At 72.6% G+C, this 19,188-nt stretch carries 18 protein-coding genes and 1 pseudogene; 10 read left to right on the top strand and 9 right to left on the bottom strand.

Translation table 11 applies throughout. From position 1 onward, the window contains the following. Positions 1–136 precede the first annotated feature (136 nt). Positions 137–577: a methylmalonyl-CoA epimerase gene (mce, locus tag A2U95_RS05885; RefSeq protein ID WP_166021158.1), complete on the bottom strand. Its 441-nt coding sequence runs from the start codon at positions 575–577 to the stop codon at positions 137–139. Between the two features lie 145 nt (positions 578–722). Here mce and A2U95_RS05880 point away from each other — a divergent pair, with 145 nt between their 5' ends. Both A2U95_RS05880 and meaB read left to right on the top strand, forming a co-directional pair. Continuing rightward, positions 723–1,937: an acetyl-CoA C-acetyltransferase gene (locus tag A2U95_RS05880; RefSeq protein ID WP_166021157.1), complete on the top strand. Its 1,215-nt coding sequence runs from the start codon at positions 723–725 to the stop codon at positions 1,935–1,937. Between the two features lie 66 nt (positions 1,938–2,003). Next, a complete protein-coding gene (meaB, locus tag A2U95_RS05875) occupies positions 2,004–2,960 on the top strand; it encodes a methylmalonyl Co-A mutase-associated GTPase MeaB (protein WP_166021156.1) in 957 nt (318 codons plus the stop codon). Positions 2,961–3,080: 120 nt separating this feature from the next. Here meaB and A2U95_RS05870 read toward each other — a convergent pair whose 3' ends face one another. The 4 genes from A2U95_RS05870 to A2U95_RS05855 all read right to left on the bottom strand — a co-directional run bounded on the left by A2U95_RS05870 (position 3,081) and on the right by A2U95_RS05855 (position 5,697). Further along, complete coding sequence (locus tag A2U95_RS05870) at positions 3,081–3,557, bottom strand: MarR family winged helix-turn-helix transcriptional regulator (RefSeq protein WP_166021155.1); 477 nt, start codon at positions 3,555–3,557, stop codon at positions 3,081–3,083. 72 nt (positions 3,558–3,629) lie between these two features. Continuing rightward, the gene (locus A2U95_RS05865) at positions 3,630–4,418 is read right to left on the bottom strand and encodes an AIM24 family protein (RefSeq protein ID WP_166021154.1); all 789 of its coding nucleotides are present in this window, start codon (positions 4,416–4,418) and stop codon (positions 3,630–3,632) included. Continuing rightward, positions 4,415–5,065 carry an AIM24 family protein gene (locus A2U95_RS05860; RefSeq protein WP_166021153.1) on the bottom strand — a complete coding sequence of 217 codons (651 nt, stop codon included), beginning with the start codon at positions 5,063–5,065 and terminating at the stop codon, positions 4,415–4,417. Before A2U95_RS05860 ends, A2U95_RS05865 begins: the two co-directional genes overlap by 4 nt. Further along, positions 5,065–5,697, bottom strand: coding sequence for an AIM24 family protein (locus A2U95_RS05855; RefSeq protein ID WP_166024856.1), 633 nt, complete (start codon positions 5,695–5,697; stop codon positions 5,065–5,067). The genes A2U95_RS05860 and A2U95_RS05855 overlap by 1 nt, the downstream gene beginning before the upstream one ends. A 202-nt stretch (positions 5,698–5,899) precedes the next feature. Here A2U95_RS05855 and A2U95_RS05850 point away from each other — a divergent pair, with 202 nt between their 5' ends. The 6 genes and pseudogenes from A2U95_RS05850 to A2U95_RS05825 all read left to right on the top strand — a co-directional run. Further along, complete coding sequence (locus tag A2U95_RS05850; RefSeq protein WP_166021152.1) at positions 5,900–6,250, top strand: DUF3817 domain-containing protein; 351 nt, start codon at positions 5,900–5,902, stop codon at positions 6,248–6,250. Then, a complete protein-coding gene (locus tag A2U95_RS05845) occupies positions 6,247–6,543 on the top strand; it encodes an MTH1187 family thiamine-binding protein (RefSeq protein ID WP_166021151.1) in 297 nt (98 codons plus the stop codon). The genes A2U95_RS05850 and A2U95_RS05845 overlap by 4 nt, the downstream gene beginning before the upstream one ends. 196 nt (positions 6,544–6,739) lie before the next feature. Beyond that, a complete protein-coding gene (locus A2U95_RS05840; RefSeq protein WP_166021150.1) occupies positions 6,740–7,501 on the top strand; it encodes a hypothetical protein in 762 nt (253 codons plus the stop codon). Continuing rightward, positions 7,498–8,184, top strand: coding sequence for a DUF4166 domain-containing protein (locus A2U95_RS05835; protein ID WP_166021149.1), 687 nt, complete (start codon positions 7,498–7,500; stop codon positions 8,182–8,184). The genes A2U95_RS05840 and A2U95_RS05835 overlap by 4 nt, the downstream gene beginning before the upstream one ends. A 236-nt stretch (positions 8,185–8,420) precedes the next feature. Continuing rightward, positions 8,421–9,056 carry a TetR/AcrR family transcriptional regulator gene (locus A2U95_RS05830; protein ID WP_166024854.1) on the top strand — a complete coding sequence of 212 codons (636 nt, stop codon included), beginning with the start codon at positions 8,421–8,423 and terminating at the stop codon, positions 9,054–9,056. A 269-nt stretch (positions 9,057–9,325) separates the two neighbouring features. Then, positions 9,326–11,113 (top strand): annotated as a pseudogene (locus A2U95_RS05825) (glycosyltransferase family 2 protein); the annotation flags it as partial. 723 nt (positions 11,114–11,836) lie between these two features. Here A2U95_RS05825 and A2U95_RS05820 read toward each other — a convergent pair. The 4 genes from A2U95_RS05820 to A2U95_RS05805 all read right to left on the bottom strand — a co-directional run bounded on the left by A2U95_RS05820 (position 11,837) and on the right by A2U95_RS05805 (position 15,221). Continuing rightward, entirely contained in the window at positions 11,837–13,537 is a 1,701-nt protein-coding gene (locus A2U95_RS05820; protein WP_166021148.1) for a coenzyme B12-dependent isobutyryl-CoA mutase large subunit, read from the bottom strand. A gap of 90 nt (positions 13,538–13,627) precedes the next feature. After that, the gene (locus tag A2U95_RS05815) at positions 13,628–13,969 is read right to left on the bottom strand and encodes a DUF3817 domain-containing protein (protein WP_166021147.1); all 342 of its coding nucleotides are present in this window, start codon (positions 13,967–13,969) and stop codon (positions 13,628–13,630) included. A gap of 63 nt (positions 13,970–14,032) precedes the next feature. Beyond that, positions 14,033–14,542 (bottom strand): MarR family winged helix-turn-helix transcriptional regulator, encoded by a 510-nt coding sequence (locus A2U95_RS05810; RefSeq protein WP_166021146.1) that lies wholly within the window; start codon positions 14,540–14,542, stop codon positions 14,033–14,035. Positions 14,543–14,567: 25 nt separating this feature from the next. Further along, positions 14,568–15,221 (bottom strand): TetR/AcrR family transcriptional regulator, encoded by a 654-nt coding sequence (locus A2U95_RS05805; protein ID WP_166021145.1) that lies wholly within the window; start codon positions 15,219–15,221, stop codon positions 14,568–14,570. Between the two features lie 206 nt (positions 15,222–15,427). Here A2U95_RS05805 and A2U95_RS05800 point away from each other — a divergent pair, with 206 nt between their 5' ends. Together A2U95_RS05800 and A2U95_RS32470 are read left to right on the top strand one after the other, a co-directional pair. Beyond that, positions 15,428–16,402, top strand: a complete 975-nt coding sequence (locus tag A2U95_RS05800) for a tetratricopeptide repeat protein (RefSeq protein ID WP_166021144.1) — start codon at positions 15,428–15,430, stop codon at positions 16,400–16,402. Positions 16,403–16,756: 354 nt separating this feature from the next. Then, positions 16,757–19,188, top strand: a 2,432-nt coding sequence (locus A2U95_RS32470) for an RICIN domain-containing protein (protein ID WP_420856967.1), incomplete at its 3' end; no start/stop codon positions are given.

Here is a 19,188-nt window from a genome sequence, read left to right as displayed (position 1 = left end):
TGCTGCCTGCCCGCGCGCCCCCCGATACCCGGACCCCGGCCCGCGGCCGTCACTCCGAAGGAGACCCGAAGGAGACCCGCAGGAGACCCGCAGGAGAGACGACCGCCCCCACCCTACCGGCCCCTTTCGGGGGAGGTCAGTGGTCCGTGGACTCGGAGGGTGCGGAAGTGACCAGTTCTGTCAGCACTCCGTGGCAGTCCTTGGGGTGCAGGAAGGTGATCCGGGACCCCATCGAACCCCGTCGCGGCTCCTCGTAGAGGACCCGGACGCCCTTGTCCTTGATGTCGGCGGCGTCCGCGTCGACGTCGGCGGTGCCGAAGGCGATGTGGTGGACGCCCTCGCCGTTCTTGGCGAGCCACTTGGCGACGGTGGAGTCCTCCCGGGTGGGTTCGAGGAGCTGGAGGTAGGAGGCGCCGCCGTCCGACGTATCGTTGATCTTGAGCATGGCCTCGCGGACTCCCTGCTCCTCGTTGATCTCGGAGTGGAAGACCTCGAAGCCGTAGGTGGACCGGTAGAACTCGACGGTCCGGTCCAGGTCGAAGCAGGCGATTCCGATGTGGTCGATGCGCGTCAGCATGCGGACCAGTGCAGCGTGCACGGGGCGGTTACGCAACGTGCGCGCGATCACACCGATGGCCCGGTGACGCCCCGAGAACCGCTCAGTACATTCGGAGAAACCCTCGTCAAGTCCACGGCTGGAAGGCCGGAAGGGACGCCATTCCATGTCGGTCAAGAACAACGCGGTCGGAACGAACAGCACGGTGATCGTCGCGGGCGCACGCACGCCCATGGGGCGACTGCTGGGCTCGCTGAAGAACTTCTCCGGTGCCGATCTCGGCGGCATCGCCATCAAGGCCGCCCTCGACCGTGCGGGGATCGGGGGCGACCAGGTCCAGTACGTGATCATGGGGCAGGTGCTTCAGGCCGGTGCGGGCCAGATCCCTGCGCGCCAGGCCGCCGTCAAGGCGGGCATTCCGATGAACGTGCCCGCGCTCACCATCAACAAGGTCTGCCTCTCCGGCCTCGACGCGATCGCGCTGGCCGACCAGCTGATCCGCGCCGGCGAGTTCGACATCGTCGTGGCCGGCGGCCAGGAGTCGATGACCAACGCGCCGCACCTGCTGCCGAAGTCCCGCGAGGGCTTCAAGTACGGCGCGGTGCAGATGCTCGACGCGATGGCCTACGACGGCCTCACCGACGCCTTCGAGAACATCGCGATGGGCGAGTCGACCGAGAAGCACAACGCCCGCCTGGGCATCGGCCGCGCCGAGCAGGACGAGATCGCCGCCCTCTCGCACCAGCGGGCCGCCGCCGCGCAGAAGAACGGCGTCTTCGAGGCCGAGATCACCCCCGTGGAGATCCCGCAGCGCAAGGGCGAGCCCGTCGTCTTCAGCAAGGACGAGGGCATCCGGCCGGAGACCACCGCGGAGTCGCTGGGCAAGCTGCGCCCGGCCTTCTCCAGGGAGGGCACCATCACGGCGGGTTCCTCCTCCCAGATCTCCGACGGCGCCGCCGCCGTCGTGGTGATGAGCAGGGCCAAGGCGGAGGAGCTGGGCCTGGAGTGGATCGCCGAGATCGGCGCGCACGGCAACGTGGCCGGTCCGGACAACTCCCTCCAGTCGCAGCCGGCCAACGCCATCGCGCACGCCCTGAAGAAGGACGGGCTGGAGGTCTCCGACCTGGACCTCATCGAGATCAACGAGGCCTTCGCGGCGGTCGCCGTGCAGTCAATGAAGGACCTCGGGGTTTCCTCGGAAAAGGTGAACGTCAACGGCGGCGCGATCGCGCTGGGTCACCCGATCGGCATGTCCGGCGCCCGGCTCGTGCTGCACTTGGCGCTGGAGCTCAAGCGGCGCGGCGGCGGTGTCGGCGCGGCGGCGCTGTGCGGCGGCGGTGGTCAGGGCGACGCGCTGATCCTGCGCGTGCCCAAGGCCTGACCTCGGCCGGAAGACGGTTCCCCGACCCGTCGGTCCCCTTTCCCCTCTGCTGAACGGAGCTGTTGGATGCAGGACGTCGCCTCGCTGGTCGCCCAGGCGCGGGAGGGCCGGCCGCGGGCCGTGGCCCGGCTGATCTCCCTGGTGGAAGGGGCGTCGCCGCAGCTGCGGGAGGTGATGGCCGCGCTGGCGCCGCTGACCGGCGGCGCCTACGTGGTCGGACTGACGGGATCGCCGGGCGTGGGCAAGTCGACGTCCACCTCGGCGCTGGTGACGGCGTACCGGAAGCAGGGGAAGCGGGTCGGCGTGCTCGCGGTCGACCCGTCCTCCCCGTTCTCCGGCGGCGCGCTGCTGGGGGACCGGGTGCGGATGTCGGAGCACGCCTCCGACCCCGGCGTGTACATCCGGTCCATGGCCACCCGGGGACACCTGGGCGGCCTGGCCTGGGCGGCGCCGCAGGCGATCCGGGTGCTGGACGCGGCCGGGTGCGACGTGGTCCTGGTGGAGACGGTGGGCGTCGGGCAGTCCGAGGTGGAGATCGCCTCGCAGGCCGACACGTCGATGGTGCTGCTGGCGCCGGGCATGGGCGACGGGATCCAGGCGGCCAAGGCCGGAATCCTGGAGATCGGCGACGTCTACGTGGTCAACAAGGCGGACCGGGACGGGGCGGACGCCACGGCGCGGGAGCTGAACCACATGCTGGGCCTCGGCGAGGCGCGTGAGCCGGGCGACTGGCGGCCGCCGATCGTCAAGACGGTCGCCGCGCGGGGCGAGGGGGTCGACGAGGTCGTCGAGGCGCTGGAGAAGCACCGGGCGTGGATGGAGGAGCGCGGGGTGCTGGCGGAGCGCAGGCTCGCGCGGGCGGAGCGGGAGGTGGAGACGATCGCGGTCACCGCGCTCCGGGAGCGGATCGGGGACCTCCACGGGGACCGGCGCCTCGGCGCCCTCGCCGAGCGCATCGTCGCCGGCGAGCTCGACCCCTACCGCGCCGCCGACGAACTGGTCGCCGGCCTCACCCAGGGCTGACCCCGCGCGCCGCGTCACGCCCCACCGCCCCTCGCGGGCGGTGGGGCGTTCTCCTGGCTCCGCCCGGCGGGGCGCCCCGTGGGGGCGCGGCCGGGGCCGGGACGCGGGCGCGCGGCGGCGCTACGGCCGGGCGCGGTGGGCGCGGAGGTGGTCGGCGATGGGGGTGAGGGCCGCCGAGAGGGAGTGGAGGGCCTCCGGGGGGAGCAGCCCGAGGAAGTGGCGGCGGACCGAGGCGACGTGGTGCGGGGCGACCTTGCGCATGGTCTCCAGGCCCTGGTCGGTCAGGACGGCGAACAGTCCCCGCCGGTCGGACTCGCAGTTCTCCCGCCGCACCAGCCCGGCGTTCTCCATCCGCGTGATCTGGTGCGACAGTCGGCTCTTGGACTGCAGCGTCGCCGCCGCCAGGTCGCTCATCCGCAGCCGGCGCTCCTCCGCCTCGGAGAGGTTCACCAGGATCTCGTAGTCGTTCATGGTCAGGCCGAACGGCTGGAGGTCGCGCTCCAGCTGATGCGTCAACAGCCTGTTGACCTCAAGATGGGTGCGCCAGGCGCACTGCTCCTCGGCCGTCAGCCACCTCGTGTCCGTCTCGCTCTCCATGCGCGCAAGTCTACCTAAGATGTTGAAATCCGGACTACCGGGTGGGCCCACCAGGGGGAAACGCGGGACGGATCACAGTCCGAACCGTCGCTGGAGGTCCCCCAGCTGCCCCGGCATGCGCGGCATGCCGGGCCCGAGGGGCCCGTGCCCACCGGACGCGTGCCCGGAACCGCCGCCCGGTACACCTGGCTCGTGCGGCACCGCCCCCGTCGCCTGCTCCGGCATCAGCGCCTCGCTGGACTGCAGCAGCACCGTGCCGGCGCCGACGAACTCGAACTGGTGCTCCTCGCCGCTGGTGCCGCCGATCCCGGTCAGCGTCCGCAGCCCTCCTATCACGCCCCGGACGTACCCGTGGTCGTAGTGGTGGCAGGGGGACGGGCAGTCCGCCCAGCCGACCAGCGCCTGCGGGTCCACCCGCAGCGGCGGCTCCATGAAGACCACCGGCCCGTTGGAGGCGGCGACGAACTTGCCGGTGCCGATCAGCGTCAGGAAGCCGGGCACGATCGACTGCTTGAGCGCCAGGCTCGGCTGGTAGGCGAGCAGGTTGCCGGCCCGGATGGTGAGGTTGCCGTCCTCGAGGTCGAAGGAGTTCACGTCGAAGGCCCGGTCGGCCAGCAGCATCTTGCCCGAGCCCTGCGCCACCACCCAGTCGCCCGCGTGCAGCGGGGAGTGGAAGCTGGTGCGCACCAGGCGCTCCAGCGCCCCGTGGCCGATGCCGTTGAACTCGATCCGCCCGTAGTAGGCGATCATCTTCCCCTTCTGCAGGAACCACTGGGAGCCCTTGAGCTCCACGCAGAAGGTGTACGGGTTGACGTTGTCGTCCGCCGGAAGGGTGGCGGGGTCGAGGACCTGGACGGTCACAGCTTTTCCTCCGAGGCCTGGACGTACACCGTGCCGCTGCCGCTGAGCTCGAGCTGGAAGGCCTCCCCGGAGCCGCGGCCGACCATGTCCCGCCAGCCGAGCGCGGTGGACAGCCTGTTGCGCAGGTCGCCGCGGTGGGCCACGTAGGCCTGCGGATCGACGTGGACCGGGCGCTGCGGGGTCACCTGGAGCTCGAACACCCCGCCGTGGGCCATCACCGCGGCCGAGCCGTGGCCCTGGAGGGTGGTGGTGAACAGGCCCTGGCCGGTGGCCTGGCCGCGGACCATGCCCATCACGCCGCCCTGGGCGCCCATGAACATGGTGCCCTGGCGGAGCGTGCCGTCGAAGGCGAGCAGCCGGTCCGCCTCGACGTACAGGGTCTCGCCGGTGAGCCCCACGACGTGGACGTGGTGGCCGCCGTGGCCGAAGAGGACCGTGCCGTCGCCCTCGACCGTCATCAGCGGGGTCGCCTCGTCGGCGACCCGGCGGCCGATCATCGACATCAGGCCGCCCTGCCCGCCCTGGACGTTGGGCGTGAAGGAGACCTCGCCGCGGTAGGCGAGCATGGCGCCGCGCTGGCTGAACATGGTCTGCCCGGGACGGACGGCCGCCTCGACCATCTTCGCGTTGACCTCACGGAACGGCATCAGACGTCCCCCGCGACCGTGTTGCGTTCGCTCGGCTGCACGTACACCAGGCCGTCCCCCTCGAACCGCATCTGGAAGGCCTCGCCGCCGCCCTCGCCGAGGAACGTCCGGAAGGTCACGCCCGACTGCAGCGACTGCCGCAGGTCGCCCTGGTGGGCGACGTACGCGCCCGGGTCCACGGAGAGCGGGTACTGCGGGGAGACCCGCAGCACCACGGCCGGTCCGTCGGAGAGCAGGGCGGCCTGTCCGTGGCCCTCGACGGTGGTGGTGAACAGCCCGTTGCCCTGGGAGGCGCCGCGCAGGCCGGTGAAGGTGGTGCCGGTGCGCAGTCCGGCGTCGGCGGCCAGCAGGTTGCTCGCCTCCACGTGGAGCCTGTCGCCCCGCAGGGCGACCAGGTTGATCTCGGACGCGCGGTCGGCGAACCAGCAGGTCCCCCGCCCCTTCACCTCCATCAGCGTCATCTGCTCGCCGGTCAGGCGCCGGGTGACCATGCCGCGCAGGCCCTCGCCCCCGCCGCTGAGCTTCTTGAAGGCCATCTCCCCGTCGTAGGCGACCATCGACCCGTTCTTGGCCCGTACGGAGTCCCCGGTCATCTCGACGGCGAGCACCTTGCTCCCCTGGAGTCGGAACATCGCCACGGTGCGACCGTATCCGCGGGCAGGGCCCGTGGACAGGGGCCGAGGGGGATGAATGGCCCTGAAAATCACCTCGGGGGACGGAGGGGAACCCCGCGCGACCCCCGCCCGTTGAGCCGTCCGGGGGATGCCACAATGGGCTCGGCCCGCTTGTGCGTGTTTTCACAAAGTGTGACGTTCCTCCGACCGAAGGTGACCCGTGGATCTCAAGACCGCTGCCGCCCTCCGCCGCCTCCGCCTGGTGTCGGCGCCCGAGGCCGTGTCGTTCCTGCTGCTGCTGGTGTGCTCGGTGCTCAAGCGCACCACCGAGTTCAACGCCGTGCCGGCGCTGGGCGCGATCCACGCCGTGCTGTGGATCCTGTACGTCCTCTTCTGGGCGGACGCGTGGTACCGGGCCAAGTGGTCGCTGAAGATCGGGGCGCTGTACTTCGTGCTCGGCGTGCTGCCCTTCGGCGGGTTCTACGCCGAACGGCGGCTGAAGCGGGAGACCGAGGACGCGGTGATCGCCGCCCGGGCCCGCAAGGAGATGAAGGGAGCGGCCACCGCATGATCGTCGCCTTCTCCGTGACCCCGCTCGGCGTGGGCGAGGACGTCGGCGAGTACGTCGCCGACGCCGTCCGCGTGGTTCGGGAGTCCGGCCTGCCCCACCGCACCGACGCCATGTTCACCTCCGTCGAGGGCGAGTGGGACGAGGTCATGGACGTGGTCAAGCGCGCCGTCGCGGCCGTGGAGGCGCGCGCCCCGCGGGTCTCGCTGGTGCTCAAGGCGGACATCCGGCCCGGGGTGCGGGACGGACTGACCTCCAAGGTGGAGACGGTGGAGCGGATCCTCGCCGCGGAGTGACGCGGATCCGCCCGCACGGCGGCTTCGCCCGCCCAGGAGCCCCGGCCCGATGAGGGCCGGGGCTCCTTCCGTGCCGCGGAGGTCTCCGGGGAACGCCCGTCGCCCGCCGTATTGAGCGACTGCTCAAACGGGTGTACGTTTCGACTCTCAGTGTTTGAGCGGTCGCTCAACCACGCACGGGGGACGGGGGTCCAGGGTGGGAATCTACGTGGAGGCCAAGGTCGGCGCGGATCTCGACGAGCTGTGGCGGCTCACCCAGGATCCGGCCTGCCACCAGCGCTGGGACCTGCGCTTCACCGAGATCGCGCCGCTGCCCGGCCCGGAGGGGGCGCCGGTCCGCTTCCGGTACGCCACCCGGGTCCTGCCGGGACTCACCGTGGCCGGCACCGGCGTCTTTGCGGGGGAGCGGGAACGCCCCGACGGCACCCGCACCTCCGCGTTCCGCTTCGCCTGCCCGCACCCGCTCTCCCCGCTCGCCGAGGGCAGCGGCTACTGGCGCTACGTCCCCGACGGCGACGGGGTGCGCTTCCTCACCGGCTACGACTACCGCCCCCGGTGGGGACGGCCCGGGGCCCTGCTCGACCGGCTGGTGTTCCGCCCGCTGGTGGGCTGGGCCACCGCCTGGTCGTTCGACCGGCTCCGCCTCTGGCTGGAGCGCGGGACCACCCCGGAGCGGGCCCTGCTGAACTGGATCGCCGAGATGGCGGTGCGCTCACTGGTGATCGCCGTCTCCTGCTTCCTGCTGCTGGCCGGCCCGCCGCGGATCGCCGCGGTCGTCGGCCCGCTCGGCCCCGAGGCGGCGTTCGCCCTCCCGCTGGTGGCCGCGCTCGCCATCACGCTCGCCCTGATCAAGACGCCGCTGGCCGGCACCCCGGCCGCCCGCCGCTGCCTGCGCACCCCGCCCCTGCGGGTCCGCGGGCCGGGCCTCCTCGTCGGCCTGGAGGGTCCCGCCTCATGAGCCGGGGATCGATCTTCCGCCGGGCGATGGGCGCCGACTTCGGCCGGCTCCACCCGGAGCTGCGCCGCCGCTTCTCCGTCGGCCTGGACAGCGGTGAGGCATGCACCGGCACCGGCGTGATGGACCGCGTCTGGCACGGACGCGGCTTCGTGCGGCCGTTCCTGGCCCTCGGCGCCACCCGCAACATCCTGGTGCCGCGGGAGGGGCGGAACGTGCCGTTCGTGATCGAGAACGTTCCCTACGCCGACTCCTTCGGCCGGGAGACGGTCACCTTCGTGCGCACCTTCCACCTGCCCGGGGGTCCCCGCCGCTTCGACGCGCAGATGGTCCTCGCGCCGGAGGGAGACCGGATCCTGGACTACCTCGGCACCCACCAGCACCTGGCCAGCGACCTGCACCTCGGCGTCGGCGACCGGGGCGAGCTGGTCGTCCGCTCCGGCGAGCACCGCTTCCGCGAGGGGCCGGTGGACGTCCGGGTGCCCGGGCCGATCGGCGGCGAGGCGGAGGTGCGGGAGGCGTTCGACGACGACACCGGGCGCTTCCGGATCCGGGTCCGCGTGGTCAACCGGTACTTCGGTCCGCTGTTCGGCTACGAGGGGTCCTTCACCGCCGCCTACGCCGACGCCGCCCGCCAGGGTGTGCGCCCCGGGCTGCGGCCGGTACGAGAGGAGGCCCGGGCGTGAGTCCCGCCGCCGGGGACGCCGGGCGGGACACCCGGCGCGGCACGGGCAGCGACCCTGGCCCCGGCAGCGACCCTGGCCCCGGCAGTGGCCCTGGCCCTGGCAGTGACCCTGGCCCCGGCAGCGACCCTGACCCCGGCCGCGGTCCCGGCCGGGCCGCCGCCCCCGGCGCCCGGCGCGGGACCGGACGGGGACGGGCCCCGTCCGACCCGGCGGCCGGTCCCGACACCCGCACCCGGCTGCTGGAAGGAACCCTGCGCACCCTCGCCGGGCAGGGGATCGCCAAGGTGTCCGCCCGCACGGTGGCCGCCGCGGCGGGCGTCAACCAGGCCCTGGTCTTCTACCACTTCGGGTCGATGGACGAGCTGCTCGCCGCCGCCTGCCGGCACGGCGCGGAGGAGCGGGTCGCCCGGTACCGGGGGCGGCTCGCCGAGGTGACCTCCCTGTCCGGACTGCTCGCCATCGGCCGGGAGATCCACGACACCGAGCGCCGGGCCGGTCATGTGGCGCTCATCGGCCAGATGCTGGCCGGTGCCCAGACCCACGCCCGCCTGGGACCGGCCACCGCCGCCGGCCTCGACCTGTGGATCACCGAGATCGAGCTGGTCCTGCGCCGCGTGCTGTCGGCCACCCCGTTCGGCGAGTTCGCCGACCCCGAAGGGCTGGCCCGCGCGATCGCCGCCTCCTTCGTCGGCCTGGAGCTCTACGAGGGGGCCGACAGCGAGGGCGCGGGCCGCGCCCTGGACGCCCTGCAGCAGCTCGCGGACCTCGTCGCCGCGGTCGACGGTCTCGGGCCGGTCGCGCAGCGCGCCGTCCGGGCCCGCCTCCGCCGTTCCGTCGCTCGGCCGGAGAGGGCATCCCGTTCGGCCGAATGAGCGGATTTCCGCGCCACGCCGACCGACACGCCGAAGCACCGGGAACCTCGCCCGTCACCAGGGTTCCCGGGCCGTCGCCGACCCTCCGCCTCCCCGGAACCCCCTTCCGCGGCCACGCACGCCCGGACGCGCCCGAGTCGACAGCTTCCGGAATATCCACTTTTGTGTGGATAGCATCTTGTCCGGTCCTGATCGCCGATCTTCGATCTCCGAGCCCCGGGCTTCGATCTTCGATCGACGAAGCGCGGATTCGATCATTGGAGGGTGCTGTGCTGCCGGAGGGCTACGACTACGACACCCATAGCCGACTGGCGGGGCCGCTCACCGAGCCGCCCGCCGACCAGCCCTACCGGGTGCGGTACACCTCGCTGCTGGCGCGTGAGCCCCACCGCCTGAGGGCGGTCGCCATGATGGCGCTCGCACCGCTCCTCACCGGCCTGCTGCTGGTCTACCTGGTGTGGCCCACGCACTGGGTGGAGCGCGACGAGAGCCAGACCTGGCTCGCCGTCCTCGACATCGCGATGCTGGCCGGGATCGGCCTGATCGAGTTCTTCATGGTCGTGAACGTCTTCTCCGTCGCCCACGCCACGATGGTCGCCCGCGACCCCGTGCCCGTGACCCCCGAACCCGGCACCCGAGTCGCCTTCATCACCACCTACGTCCCCGGCAAGGAGCCGCTGTCGATGCTCCGCGCCACCCTCGAGGGCGCGACCCGCATCACCCACGACGGCCGGGTCGACGTCTGGCTCCTCGACGAGGGCGACGACCAGGAGGCCAAGGACCTCTGCCGGGAGCTGGGCGTGCGCCACTTCTCCCGCAAGGGGGTCGACCGCTGGAACCTCCCCGCGGGACCGCACAAGGCGAAGACCAAGCACGGCAACTACAACGCCTGGCTCGACGCCCACGGCGACGAGTACGACTTCTTCGCCTCCGTCGACACCGACCACATCCCGCTCCCCAACTTCCTGGAGCGGATGACGGGCTACTTCCGCGACCCCGACGTGGCCTTCGTGGTCGGCCCCCAGGTCTACGGCAACTACACCAACCCCGTGACCAAGGCCGCCGAGTCGCAGCAGTACCTCTTCCACGCGCTGATCCAGCGCGCCGGCAACCGCTACCGGGCGCCCATGTTCGTCGGCACCAACAACGTCGTGCGGATCTCCGCCGTCAAGCAGATCGGCGGCCTGTACGACTCCATCACCGAGGACATGGCGACCGGCTTCGAACTGCACCGCACCCGCAACCCGCTCACCCGGCGGCACTGGCGCTCCGTCTACACCCCCGACGTCCTCGCGGTCGGCGAGGGCCCGACCTCCTGGACCGACTTCTTCACCCAGCAGATGCGCTGGTCCCGCGGCACCTACGAGACGCTCTTCAAGCAGTTCTGGAAGGCGCCGTTCACCATGCCCTACGGGCGGCTGTTCCAGTACTCGCTGATGGTCTGCTACTACCCGATGACCGCGGTCAACTGGTTCCTGGGCATCTTCAGCTGCGTCCTGTTCATGTGGTTCGGCGCCTCCGGCACCTCGGTCTCCACGTCGGTCTGGCTGATGCTCTACAGCGACGCCGCCGCCCTGCAGATCGGCCTCTACCTCTGGAACCGGCGGCACAACGTCTCGCCGCACGAGCCCAAGGGATCCGGCGGCCTCGCCGGGATGGCGATGTCGGCCATCTCCGCGCCGATCTACCTCAAGTCCTTCACCGCGGCCCTGCTGCGCCGCCCGTGCCGGTTCGTGGTCACCCCCAAGGGCGGCGACAGCAGTGCGGACCGGCTGCTCACCTTCCGGGTCCACCTGTTCTGGGCCGTGGTGCTCGTCGCCTCGCTGACCGCCTCGCAGGTCCTCGGCAACACCCACGCCGCGATGCGGACCTGGGCGGTGCTGGCCCTGGCGATCGCGCTCTCACCGGTGGCGATCTGGCGGTACACGGTGGCCGCCGAGGCCCGCCGCCGCAAGGCCGCGGCGGCGGCCGGAGCGCCGGTCGCGGTGCCCGTCACGCTGCCGGACGCCGCGGCGGTCACCGCGGCGGACGTCACCGCGGTGCCGTCCGCGCAGGACGCGGACCCGGCCCCGGAGCGGGTCCGGGCGGGCACGGGCGTGGAGCGGGAGCCGGTCGCGGTGGACGCGGAGGCGCCGGGGCGGACCCCGGAGCCCGGGCGGACGTCCGGGCCGGCGACCGGGCCGGTCCGCGAGCCCGGACCGTTGCCCGTGCCGGAGCTGGTCCCCGTCCCCGTCCCCGTGCCGGAGCCGGTCCCCGTCCCCGTGCCCCTGGGCGTGCCCGCGCCGTCGCCCGTGGCCGTCCCGGCCGGGGCGTCCGGGGCGTCCGGGAAGGAGGAGGTGCCCGTCCTGGCGCCCCTCGCGCCGGAGTCCGTCCCGCCCGTGGACGTCCGGCCGGCGCAGCACCCCGTCCAGCCTCTGCAGCCCGTGCTGCCCGCGATGTACCCGGTCCCCGCGCTGCACGCCGCGGCCCCTCCCGTGCACACCCTGTGGGGCGAGCTGCCGGACGGCCACCAGGCCGGACAGCACGAACGCCCCCCGCGGCCGGCCTTCGTGAGCGGCGCCCCCGCCGCGGCCGTCGACCCCACGCCGCCCGCCGGCTCCGCCGTGGCGACCGCCGCCGCGGTGGTGGCGGCCACCACCACCAGCCGGACCCCGCTCACGGGCGGCGCCAAGGACGGGAAGCCGACGATGATCTGACCCGGTGCCCCCGGCACCCGAAGGAGGTCCGGCCGTCCCCCTCGCCGAGGGGGACGGCCGGACCTCCTTCGTCACGGATCCGGCTCAGAAGCCCGGCGGCTCCGTGTAGACGCCCCACTCCTCGCGGAGGACGTCGCAGATCTCGCCCAGGGTGGCCTCGGCGCGGACCGCCTCGACCATCGGCCCGATCATGTTGGCGCCGGAGCGCGCCGCGGCCAGCATCGCGTCCAGCGCGCCCCGCACGGCCGTCCCGTCACGGGCGGCCCGCCGCCCGGTCAGCGTGCGCACCTGCTCGCGCTCCACCTCGTGGCTGACCCGCAGGATCTCCAGGTCGCCGGTGACCGAACCGGTGTGGGTGTTGACGCCCACGACCTTCTTGTCGCCCTTCTCCAGGGACCGCTGGTACTGGAAGGCCGCCTCCGCGATCTCCCCGGTGAACCAGCCGTCCTCGATGCCGCGCAGGATGCCGGAGGTGATCGGGCCGATCGGGTGCTCGCCGTCCGGGTGGGCCCGCAGGCCGCGTTCCCTTATCCGCTCGAAGATCTTCTCGGCGTCCGCCTCGATGCGGTCGGTCAGCTGCTCGACGTACCAGGAGCCGCCCAGCGGGTCCGCCACGTTGGCGACCCCGGTCTCCTCCATCAGCACCTGCTGGGTGCGCAGGGCGATCTCCGCCGCCTGCTCGCTGGGCAGGGCCAGCGTCTCGTCGAGGGCGTTGGTGTGCAGCGAGTTGGTGCCGCCGAGCACCGCGGCCAGCGCCTCCACCGCCGTGCGGACCACGTTGTTGTACGGCTGCTGCGCGGTGAGCGAGACGCCGGCGGTCTGGGTGTGGAACCGCAGCCACTGCGCCTTCTCGGTCTTCGCCCCGTACACGTCCCGCATCCAGCGCGCCCAGATCCGGCGGGCGGCGCGGAACTTGGCGATCTCCTCGAAGAAGTCCACGTGCGCGTCGAAGAAGAAGCTGAGTCCGGGCGCGAACACGTCCACGTCCAGGCCCCGGCTGAGGCCCAGCTCGACGTAGCCGAAGCCGTCGGCCAGCGTGTAGGCCAGCTCCTGCGCGGCCGTGGAGCCGGCCTCGCGGATGTGGTAACCGGAGACGGAGAGCGGCTTGTAGGCCGGGATCCGCTCGGCGCAGTACTCCATCAGGTCGCCGATCAGCCGCAGATGGGGCTCGGGCTCGAAGAGCCACTCCTTCTGCGCGATGTACTCCTTGAAGATGTCCGTCTGCAGCGTGCCGTTGAGCACCGACGGGTCGACGCCCTGGCGCTCGGCGGCCACCAGGTACATGCAGAAGACCGGCACGGCCGGACCGCTGATGGTCATCGAGGTGGTGACGTCGCCGAGCGGGATGTCCCGGAACAGCACCTCCATGTCGGCGGCGGAGTCGATGGCCACGCCGCAGTGCCCGACCTCGCCCAGCGAGCGCGGGTCGTCGGAGTCGCGGCCCATCAGGGTCGGCATGTCGAACGCCACCGACAGGCCCCCGCCGCCGTTGGCGAGGATCATCTTGTAGCGCTCGTTGGTCTGCTCGGCGTTGCCGAAGCCGGCGAACTGGCGGATGGTCCAGGTGCGGCCGCGGTAGCCGGTGGGGTGGAGGCCGCGGGTGAACGGGAACTCGCCGGGCCAGCCGATCCGCTCGAACCCCTGGTAGACGTCCCCGGGGCGAGGCCCGTAGACCGGCTCCACGGGATCGCCGGAGAGCGTGGTGAAATCCGCGTCCCGCTTGCGGGCGGAGTCGTACCGGGCCTGCCAGCGACGGCGGCCCTCCTCGATGGCGTCAGCGTCCATGCCTCCAAGTTACTAGGACGTCCTAGTAAATGTCGACGCGAGAGGCCGCGCCGGTGCGGCGCGGCCTCAAGGGAGCGGGGGAGCGGGCGGTCAGGCCTTGGCGGTGGCGGGAGCGGCGCCGTCGGTGATGCGGGGCTCCAGTTCCTTGGCGATCCTCCGCTCGACGAAGAACGCGGCGGTGGGGATCGTGCCGGCCAGGAGCACCCAGAGCTGCTTGGTGACCGGCCACCTGGCCTTGGAACCCAGGTCGAAGGCGAAGATCAGGTAGACCACGTACAGCCAGCCGTGCGCGATGCCCACCACCTGGGTGAAGCCGGCGGCGCCGTCGATCTCCAGCAGGTACTTGGCGACCACGCCCACGCAGAGCAGGATCAACAGCACACCCGTGATGTAGGCCATCGCGCGGTAACGGGTCAGCACGGCTCGCTTCATGCCTACGAGGGTAACCGTGGACTTTGCGCGATCTTGACCCGGCCCCGCCCCGGACCGGCCCGGTCAGGACTCCTCGAAGTCGCCCGCCGCCACCCGCAGGGGACGCAGGAGGGCGAAGATCTCGCCGCACTCCTCGGCGTCGTAGGCGCCCAGGCCGAAATCCATGGCCATCAGGTCGCGGGTGGCCGCGTCGACCACCTCGCGGCCCTTGTCGGTGATGCCGGCCAGGGTGCCCCGGCCGTCGTCGGGGTTGGGCCGCTTGGCCATCAGCCCCGACCGCACCAGGCGGTCGACCGTGTTGGTCACCGAGGTCGGGTGGACCATCAGCCGCTCGCCGATCTTGGACATCGGCAGCTCCCCGCTCCTGGAGAAGGTGAGCAGCACCAGCGCCTCGTAGCGGGCGAAGGTCAGACCGTACGGCTTGACGACGGCGTCCACCTCGGCGAGCAGGATCTGGTGGGCACGCATGATCGAGGTGATCGCGGCCATCGAGGGCACGCTGCCCCACCGCTGCTTCCACAGTTCGTCGGCGCGGGCGATGGGGTCGAAGGCAAGGCTGAGCGGCTTCGGCACGACGCCGACGATACCCGCAGGCCGGTCAGCGGGCGGGGGCGGAGCCGAGGCCGGCCAGCAGCAGGGCGGTGAAGTCGCGCGCCCAGGTCGCGTCGACCGGTGCGGCGCTCACCAGGCTGCGGTGCACCACGCTGCCGGCCACCACGTCGAAGATCAGGTCGAAGGACCGGTCGGCCGCCTCCGGGTCGGGGTCCGGCGGCAGCTCGCCGCGGCGCTGGGCGCGGCTCTTGCCCTCGCGGACCAGCCGCTTCTGGCGCTCCACGATCGAGGTGCGGATGCGTTCCCGCAGGGAGTCGTCGAGCGTCGACTCGGCCACCACGGCCATCAGCCCGCTGCGTGCCTCCGGCCGGGCCAGGATGGCGGCGAACCGCAGCACCACGCCCTCGATGTCGGCGGCCAGGCTGCCCCGGTCGGGGAGCTCCAGTTCGTCGAAGAGCTCGGCCACCGCGTCGACGACCAGCTCGTTCTTGCCCGGCCATCGCCGGTAGAGGGTGGTCTTGGCGACGCCGGCCCGCAGCGCCACGTCGCCGAGGGTGAGCCGGGACCAGCCGAGCTCGACCAGCGCCTCGCGGGTGGCGGCGAGGATCGCGGCGTCGGCCGCGGCGCTGCGGGGACGGCCGTTGCGGGGCCGGCCGGCTCCGGCGCGGCCGGCGGGGGAGGCGGGCGTGGGGCGGGGCATGGCACACGACGATACGGCCGTGAGGCAGATCACGGCGGAGCCGGTGGGCGCGCGGGCGGGACGTGGTTACGCTACGAGGCGTAGCGAAACCGGGTCCGCCCGGCGAGCGACAACCACGACCGGCGTCAGGTGGGGACCCGACGCCTTTTGTCCGGCGGTTCGCCGGCAGTTTCCTCCGGAGCGCGCCGACGGGGGAGGATAGGCGCATGCAGCCACGGAACATGTCCATGAGCGGAGTCGTCGACCTCGCCGCCGTGAAGGCGGCCCAGGAGGCCAAGGCGAAGGCGGAGCAGGCGCGCGCGGAGGCCGCCCGCCGGGGCGGGGGAGGAGCCGTCTCTCCCGCCGACCTGGTGTACGACGTCGACGAGGCCGCCTTCGAGCGCGACGTCCTGCAGAAGTCCACCGAGGTGCCCGTCGTCCTCGACTTCTGGGCCGAGTGGTGCCAGCCGTGCAAGCAGCTGAGCCCGGTGCTGGAGCGGCTGGCCGTCGAGTACAACGGCCGTTTCGTCCTGGCGAAGGTGGACGTCGACGCCAACCAGATGCTGATGCAGCAGTTCGGGATCCAGGGGATCCCGGCGGTCTTCGCGGTCGTCGCCGGCCAGGCGCTGCCGCTCTTCCAGGGGGCCGCGCCCGAGACCCAGATCCGCGAGACCCTCGACCAGCTGATCGCGGTCGGCGAGCAGCGGTTCGGCCTCACCGGTCTGACCGTCGACCCGGAGGCCGAGCCGGGCGGCGGGCCGGCCGCCGCGGCGGAGCCGGTGGGCCCGCACGACGCCGCGCTGGAGGCTGCGGCCTCCGCGCTGGACGCCGGGGACATGGCCGGCGCGATCCGCGCCTACCGCAACGTCCTCTCCGACGACCCGGGCAACGAGGAGGCCAAGCTGGGCCTCGCCCAGGCGCAGCTGCTGGAGCGGGTGCGGAACCTCGACCCGCAGAAGGTGCGGCGGGAGGCGGCCGAGAAGCCGGCGGACTCCGCGGCGCAGATCGCGGCCGCCGACCTGGACCTGGTGGGCGGTCACGTCGAGGACGCCTTCGGGCGGCTCATCGACACCGTGCGGCGGACGGCCGGCGACGACCGGGAGGCCGTGCGGGTGCGCCTGCTGGAGATGTTCGAGGTCGTCGGCGGCGACGACCCGCGGGTGGTCGCGGCGCGGCGCGCGCTGGCACGCGCGCTGTTCTGACCGGATCCGGTGCCGGGCCCCGAGGCGTGACCCGGCTCGGACGCCACTGATGCCCGCGACCTGGAGAGCAGGTCGCGGGCAGCCGCCGCTGCCCGGGTGCCGGCCGGAGAACCGGAACCGGCCGTTTCCGGCCATTCTCGGGAGGTGAGCGGTCATCCCGTCGCATCCGTGACGCTCCCTCAGTAACTTGTTCCTGCACCCCGGCATGGTCATGGCAATGCCCGTCGGTGCACGGTCATCGGGCGACCGGGACCGGCACCATGGGGGGTAACGCGCGGTCACGCCATGGACGTGTGCGCTTCTTGTTTCGTGTGGGCGAGCCGGCTTCCGGTTGCCGCCACCTTCACGAAGAGGATGCGCGCCTTGTTCTCCAGACCAACCAGACGGAGACCCATCCGGTCCCGGCTGGCACTCGCCGGCATTCCCCTGATAGCGGCATCGGTGCTGGCCGGAGTGGCCACCAACCCCGAACTCCTCAACCACTACGGCAAGCTGGACGCCGCACTCGTCGGTGACGACTACGACTGGTACGAGGACACTGCCGCCGAGCGGTTGCGGCAGGACCAGTGCCTGATGAGCGACGTCCTGCGGCTGGGCGGCCCGGCCATGGCCGCCACGGCGAAGGACGCGCTCAACCAGAGCCCGGAGCGGCTGCGGGAGCTGGCGAACCGGGACTACTGGGAGAACACGCCGCTCGCCACCGCGTACCAGTTGGACAAGGACGCCGCGAACGCCGAGCTGTCCCGGATCAGCGCGCTCCACGACAGCTGGAAGATCACCGGGCTCACGACGCCGGGCGGCTTCGCCTCCGTCACCGACTTCCAGTGGCCGCCCGGGACGAGCGGTGACGACGGCGAGGACTTCCACACCCAGACCGGGCTCACGCCGTGGATCGCCGACCGGTTCTGGAAGGACGAGAGCGACTTCTACGAGGACGCCACTCCGCTCGCCGACGCGGAGACCGTCGCGGCGGTCGAGGCTCTGGGGCAGCCGCTGTACGGCGGCGACCCCGACCCGTCCCTGCCGGGATGGGACCGGCAGCTCGCCCTGCGGTCCGCCTACGAACGCCTGACGGACTGGAGCCTGGAGCCGACCGGCGCGGACAACGCCCGCATGTTCCTGAGCTCGGGCGGCTTCCCGAGCCAGGCGCCGGCGCCCGGCACCCCCGAGTACCGGATCGCGGTGGAGGACCTCAAGACCCGCTTCGCCGCCTGTGCGTGGCGTGATCCGATGGACCCCGAGAAGGTCCTGGGCGAGGTCACCGCGACCGCGGCGGCGGAGTGGCAGCAGGAGATCGCCTCGCAGGCCGCCCCGCGCAACGACATCCTCACCGCGAACAGCAACGCCGTCCAGGCGCTGACGGCGGCCTCCGAGTCGATGGGCAAGCTGCTCGGCCACGCGTGGGTCGCCGACCACATCACTCGCTGGCAGGACTACTGGTCCTCGGGCGGCATCGGCTGGATCGGCACCTCGCCGATGGCCGTCCAGATCCCCGGCGCGACCGGCAAGTGCCTGGGCGTACAGGGCTCCGGCACCGCGAACGGCACGGCTGTCGAGGTCGTCACCTGCTCCACCGCGGCCGCCCAGCAGTGGGTCGTCAACGGGGGGTACGGCGAGGGCTACAGCCTGCGGAACGTGAACGCGCAGAAGTGCCTCGATCTGGCGACCAACCTGACGAAGATCCAGATCTACACCTGCAACGGCACGCCCACGCAGGTGTGGAAGTTCAGCGTCCGGGCCGGCACCACCCTGCAGAACCTGGGCGCGAACAAGTGCCTGAACTTCCCCGCGTACACGACCGGTCAGGACGCGCTCGCGGCCGACTGCAGCACCGCTGCCACGCAGAAGGTGCTGTTCAAGGTCTCCGAGCACAACGGCACCGTTCCGGCGTCGACGGAGTTCACCAAGGCGTCACAGAGGCTGGCCCTCGCACGCACTGGGGCGGCGGCCGAGCTGGCCGCGCTCAAGAGCCGGGCGGCGGCCGCCACAGCCGCCCAGAACGCCAGCGTCACCGCCGAGCAGGCGGCGTACGCGATCGCCGACGCCAACGGGGCGCCGCGGGGTCGCGGCCTGCTGGTCGGCCAGCAGAAGGCCCAGGTCACGCAGGGCGCGGCGGCAGCGGTTGCGGCGCTGGTGAAGGCCGGCGAGACCGCGGAGGCGGCCACCCGGGCGGCCGCCGCGGACAGCGCGACGATCGCCCAGCGGGCGATCGCCCAGACGGCCCAGTCGAAGGCGGAGTTCCGCAAGCAGGCGGCCTACCGGGCCGAGCTGCAGGCCAAGGCGGCCGCGGACGCGGCCAAGCTGCACCGCGACAACGCCAAGAAGGACAAGGAGACCGCCGAGGCGAAGCTCGCCGAGGCGCTGGTCGCCGAGTCCGACGCGAAGGCGGCCGCCGCCGACGCGCACGCCAAGCGGCTCGCCGCCGAGGCCGAGGAGGCCACGGCCAAGGCGGAGAAGGAGAAAGCACAGACCAAGCGGTCGGAGGCCGCCGGCCACCGGAAGACCGCCGAGGCCGAGGCGGTGACGGCGCGCGACGCCAGGACGAAGGCCGAGGAGGCCGAGGGCACCGCCCAGGACCGGCGGGACGCGGCGGTCAAGGCCAAGGACCACGCCGCCGCCATGCGCGACGACGCCTGGGAGGCCGAGCAGAAGGCCGAGGTGGCCCGGGTCAAGGCGGCCGCCAAGACGGCCTACGCCGACTCTCTCGACGCCGGAGCCGCGGCCGACGAGGCCCGCGCCGCCGCCACCACGGCGGACCAGGCCGCCGACGAGGCCGAGGCGGCGGC

It is taken from the genome of Streptomyces chilikensis (genome assembly GCF_001642695.1).
Classification (GTDB): domain Bacteria; phylum Actinomycetota; class Actinomycetes; order Streptomycetales; family Streptomycetaceae; genus Streptomyces; species Streptomyces chilikensis.
The sequence above is the reverse complement of the archived record's forward strand: the minus strand, read 5'-3'. Positions and strand labels throughout refer to the sequence as shown.

Excerpts from the sequence above, each read along its gene's own strand:
- A2U95_RS05820 (WP_166021148.1), bottom strand. The coding sequence starts at position 13,537 with ATGGACGCTGACGCCATCGAGGAGGGCCGCCGTCGCTGGCAGGCCCGG.
- mce (WP_166021158.1), bottom strand. The coding sequence starts at position 577 with ATGCTGACGCGCATCGACCACATCGGAATCGCCTGCTTCGACCTGGAC.
- A2U95_RS05835 (WP_166021149.1), top strand. The coding sequence starts at position 7,498 with ATGAGCCGGGGATCGATCTTCCGCCGGGCGATGGGCGCCGACTTCGGC.
- A2U95_RS05815 (WP_166021147.1), bottom strand. The coding sequence starts at position 13,969 with ATGAAGCGAGCCGTGCTGACCCGTTACCGCGCGATGGCCTACATCACG.
- A2U95_RS05855 (WP_166024856.1), bottom strand. The coding sequence starts at position 5,697 with ATGTTCCGACTCCAGGGGAGCAAGGTGCTCGCCGTCGAGATGACCGGG.
- A2U95_RS05880 (WP_166021157.1), top strand. The coding sequence starts at position 723 with ATGTCGGTCAAGAACAACGCGGTCGGAACGAACAGCACGGTGATCGTC.
- meaB (WP_166021156.1), top strand. The coding sequence starts at position 2,004 with ATGCAGGACGTCGCCTCGCTGGTCGCCCAGGCGCGGGAGGGCCGGCCG.
- A2U95_RS05845 (WP_166021151.1), top strand. The coding sequence starts at position 6,247 with ATGATCGTCGCCTTCTCCGTGACCCCGCTCGGCGTGGGCGAGGACGTC.
- A2U95_RS05870 (WP_166021155.1), bottom strand. The coding sequence starts at position 3,557 with ATGGAGAGCGAGACGGACACGAGGTGGCTGACGGCCGAGGAGCAGTGC.
- A2U95_RS05860 (WP_166021153.1), bottom strand. The coding sequence starts at position 5,065 with ATGCCGTTCCGTGAGGTCAACGCGAAGATGGTCGAGGCGGCCGTCCGT.
- A2U95_RS05805 (WP_166021145.1), bottom strand. The coding sequence starts at position 15,221 with ATGCCCCGCCCCACGCCCGCCTCCCCCGCCGGCCGCGCCGGAGCCGGC.
- A2U95_RS05800 (WP_166021144.1), top strand. The coding sequence starts at position 15,428 with ATGCAGCCACGGAACATGTCCATGAGCGGAGTCGTCGACCTCGCCGCC.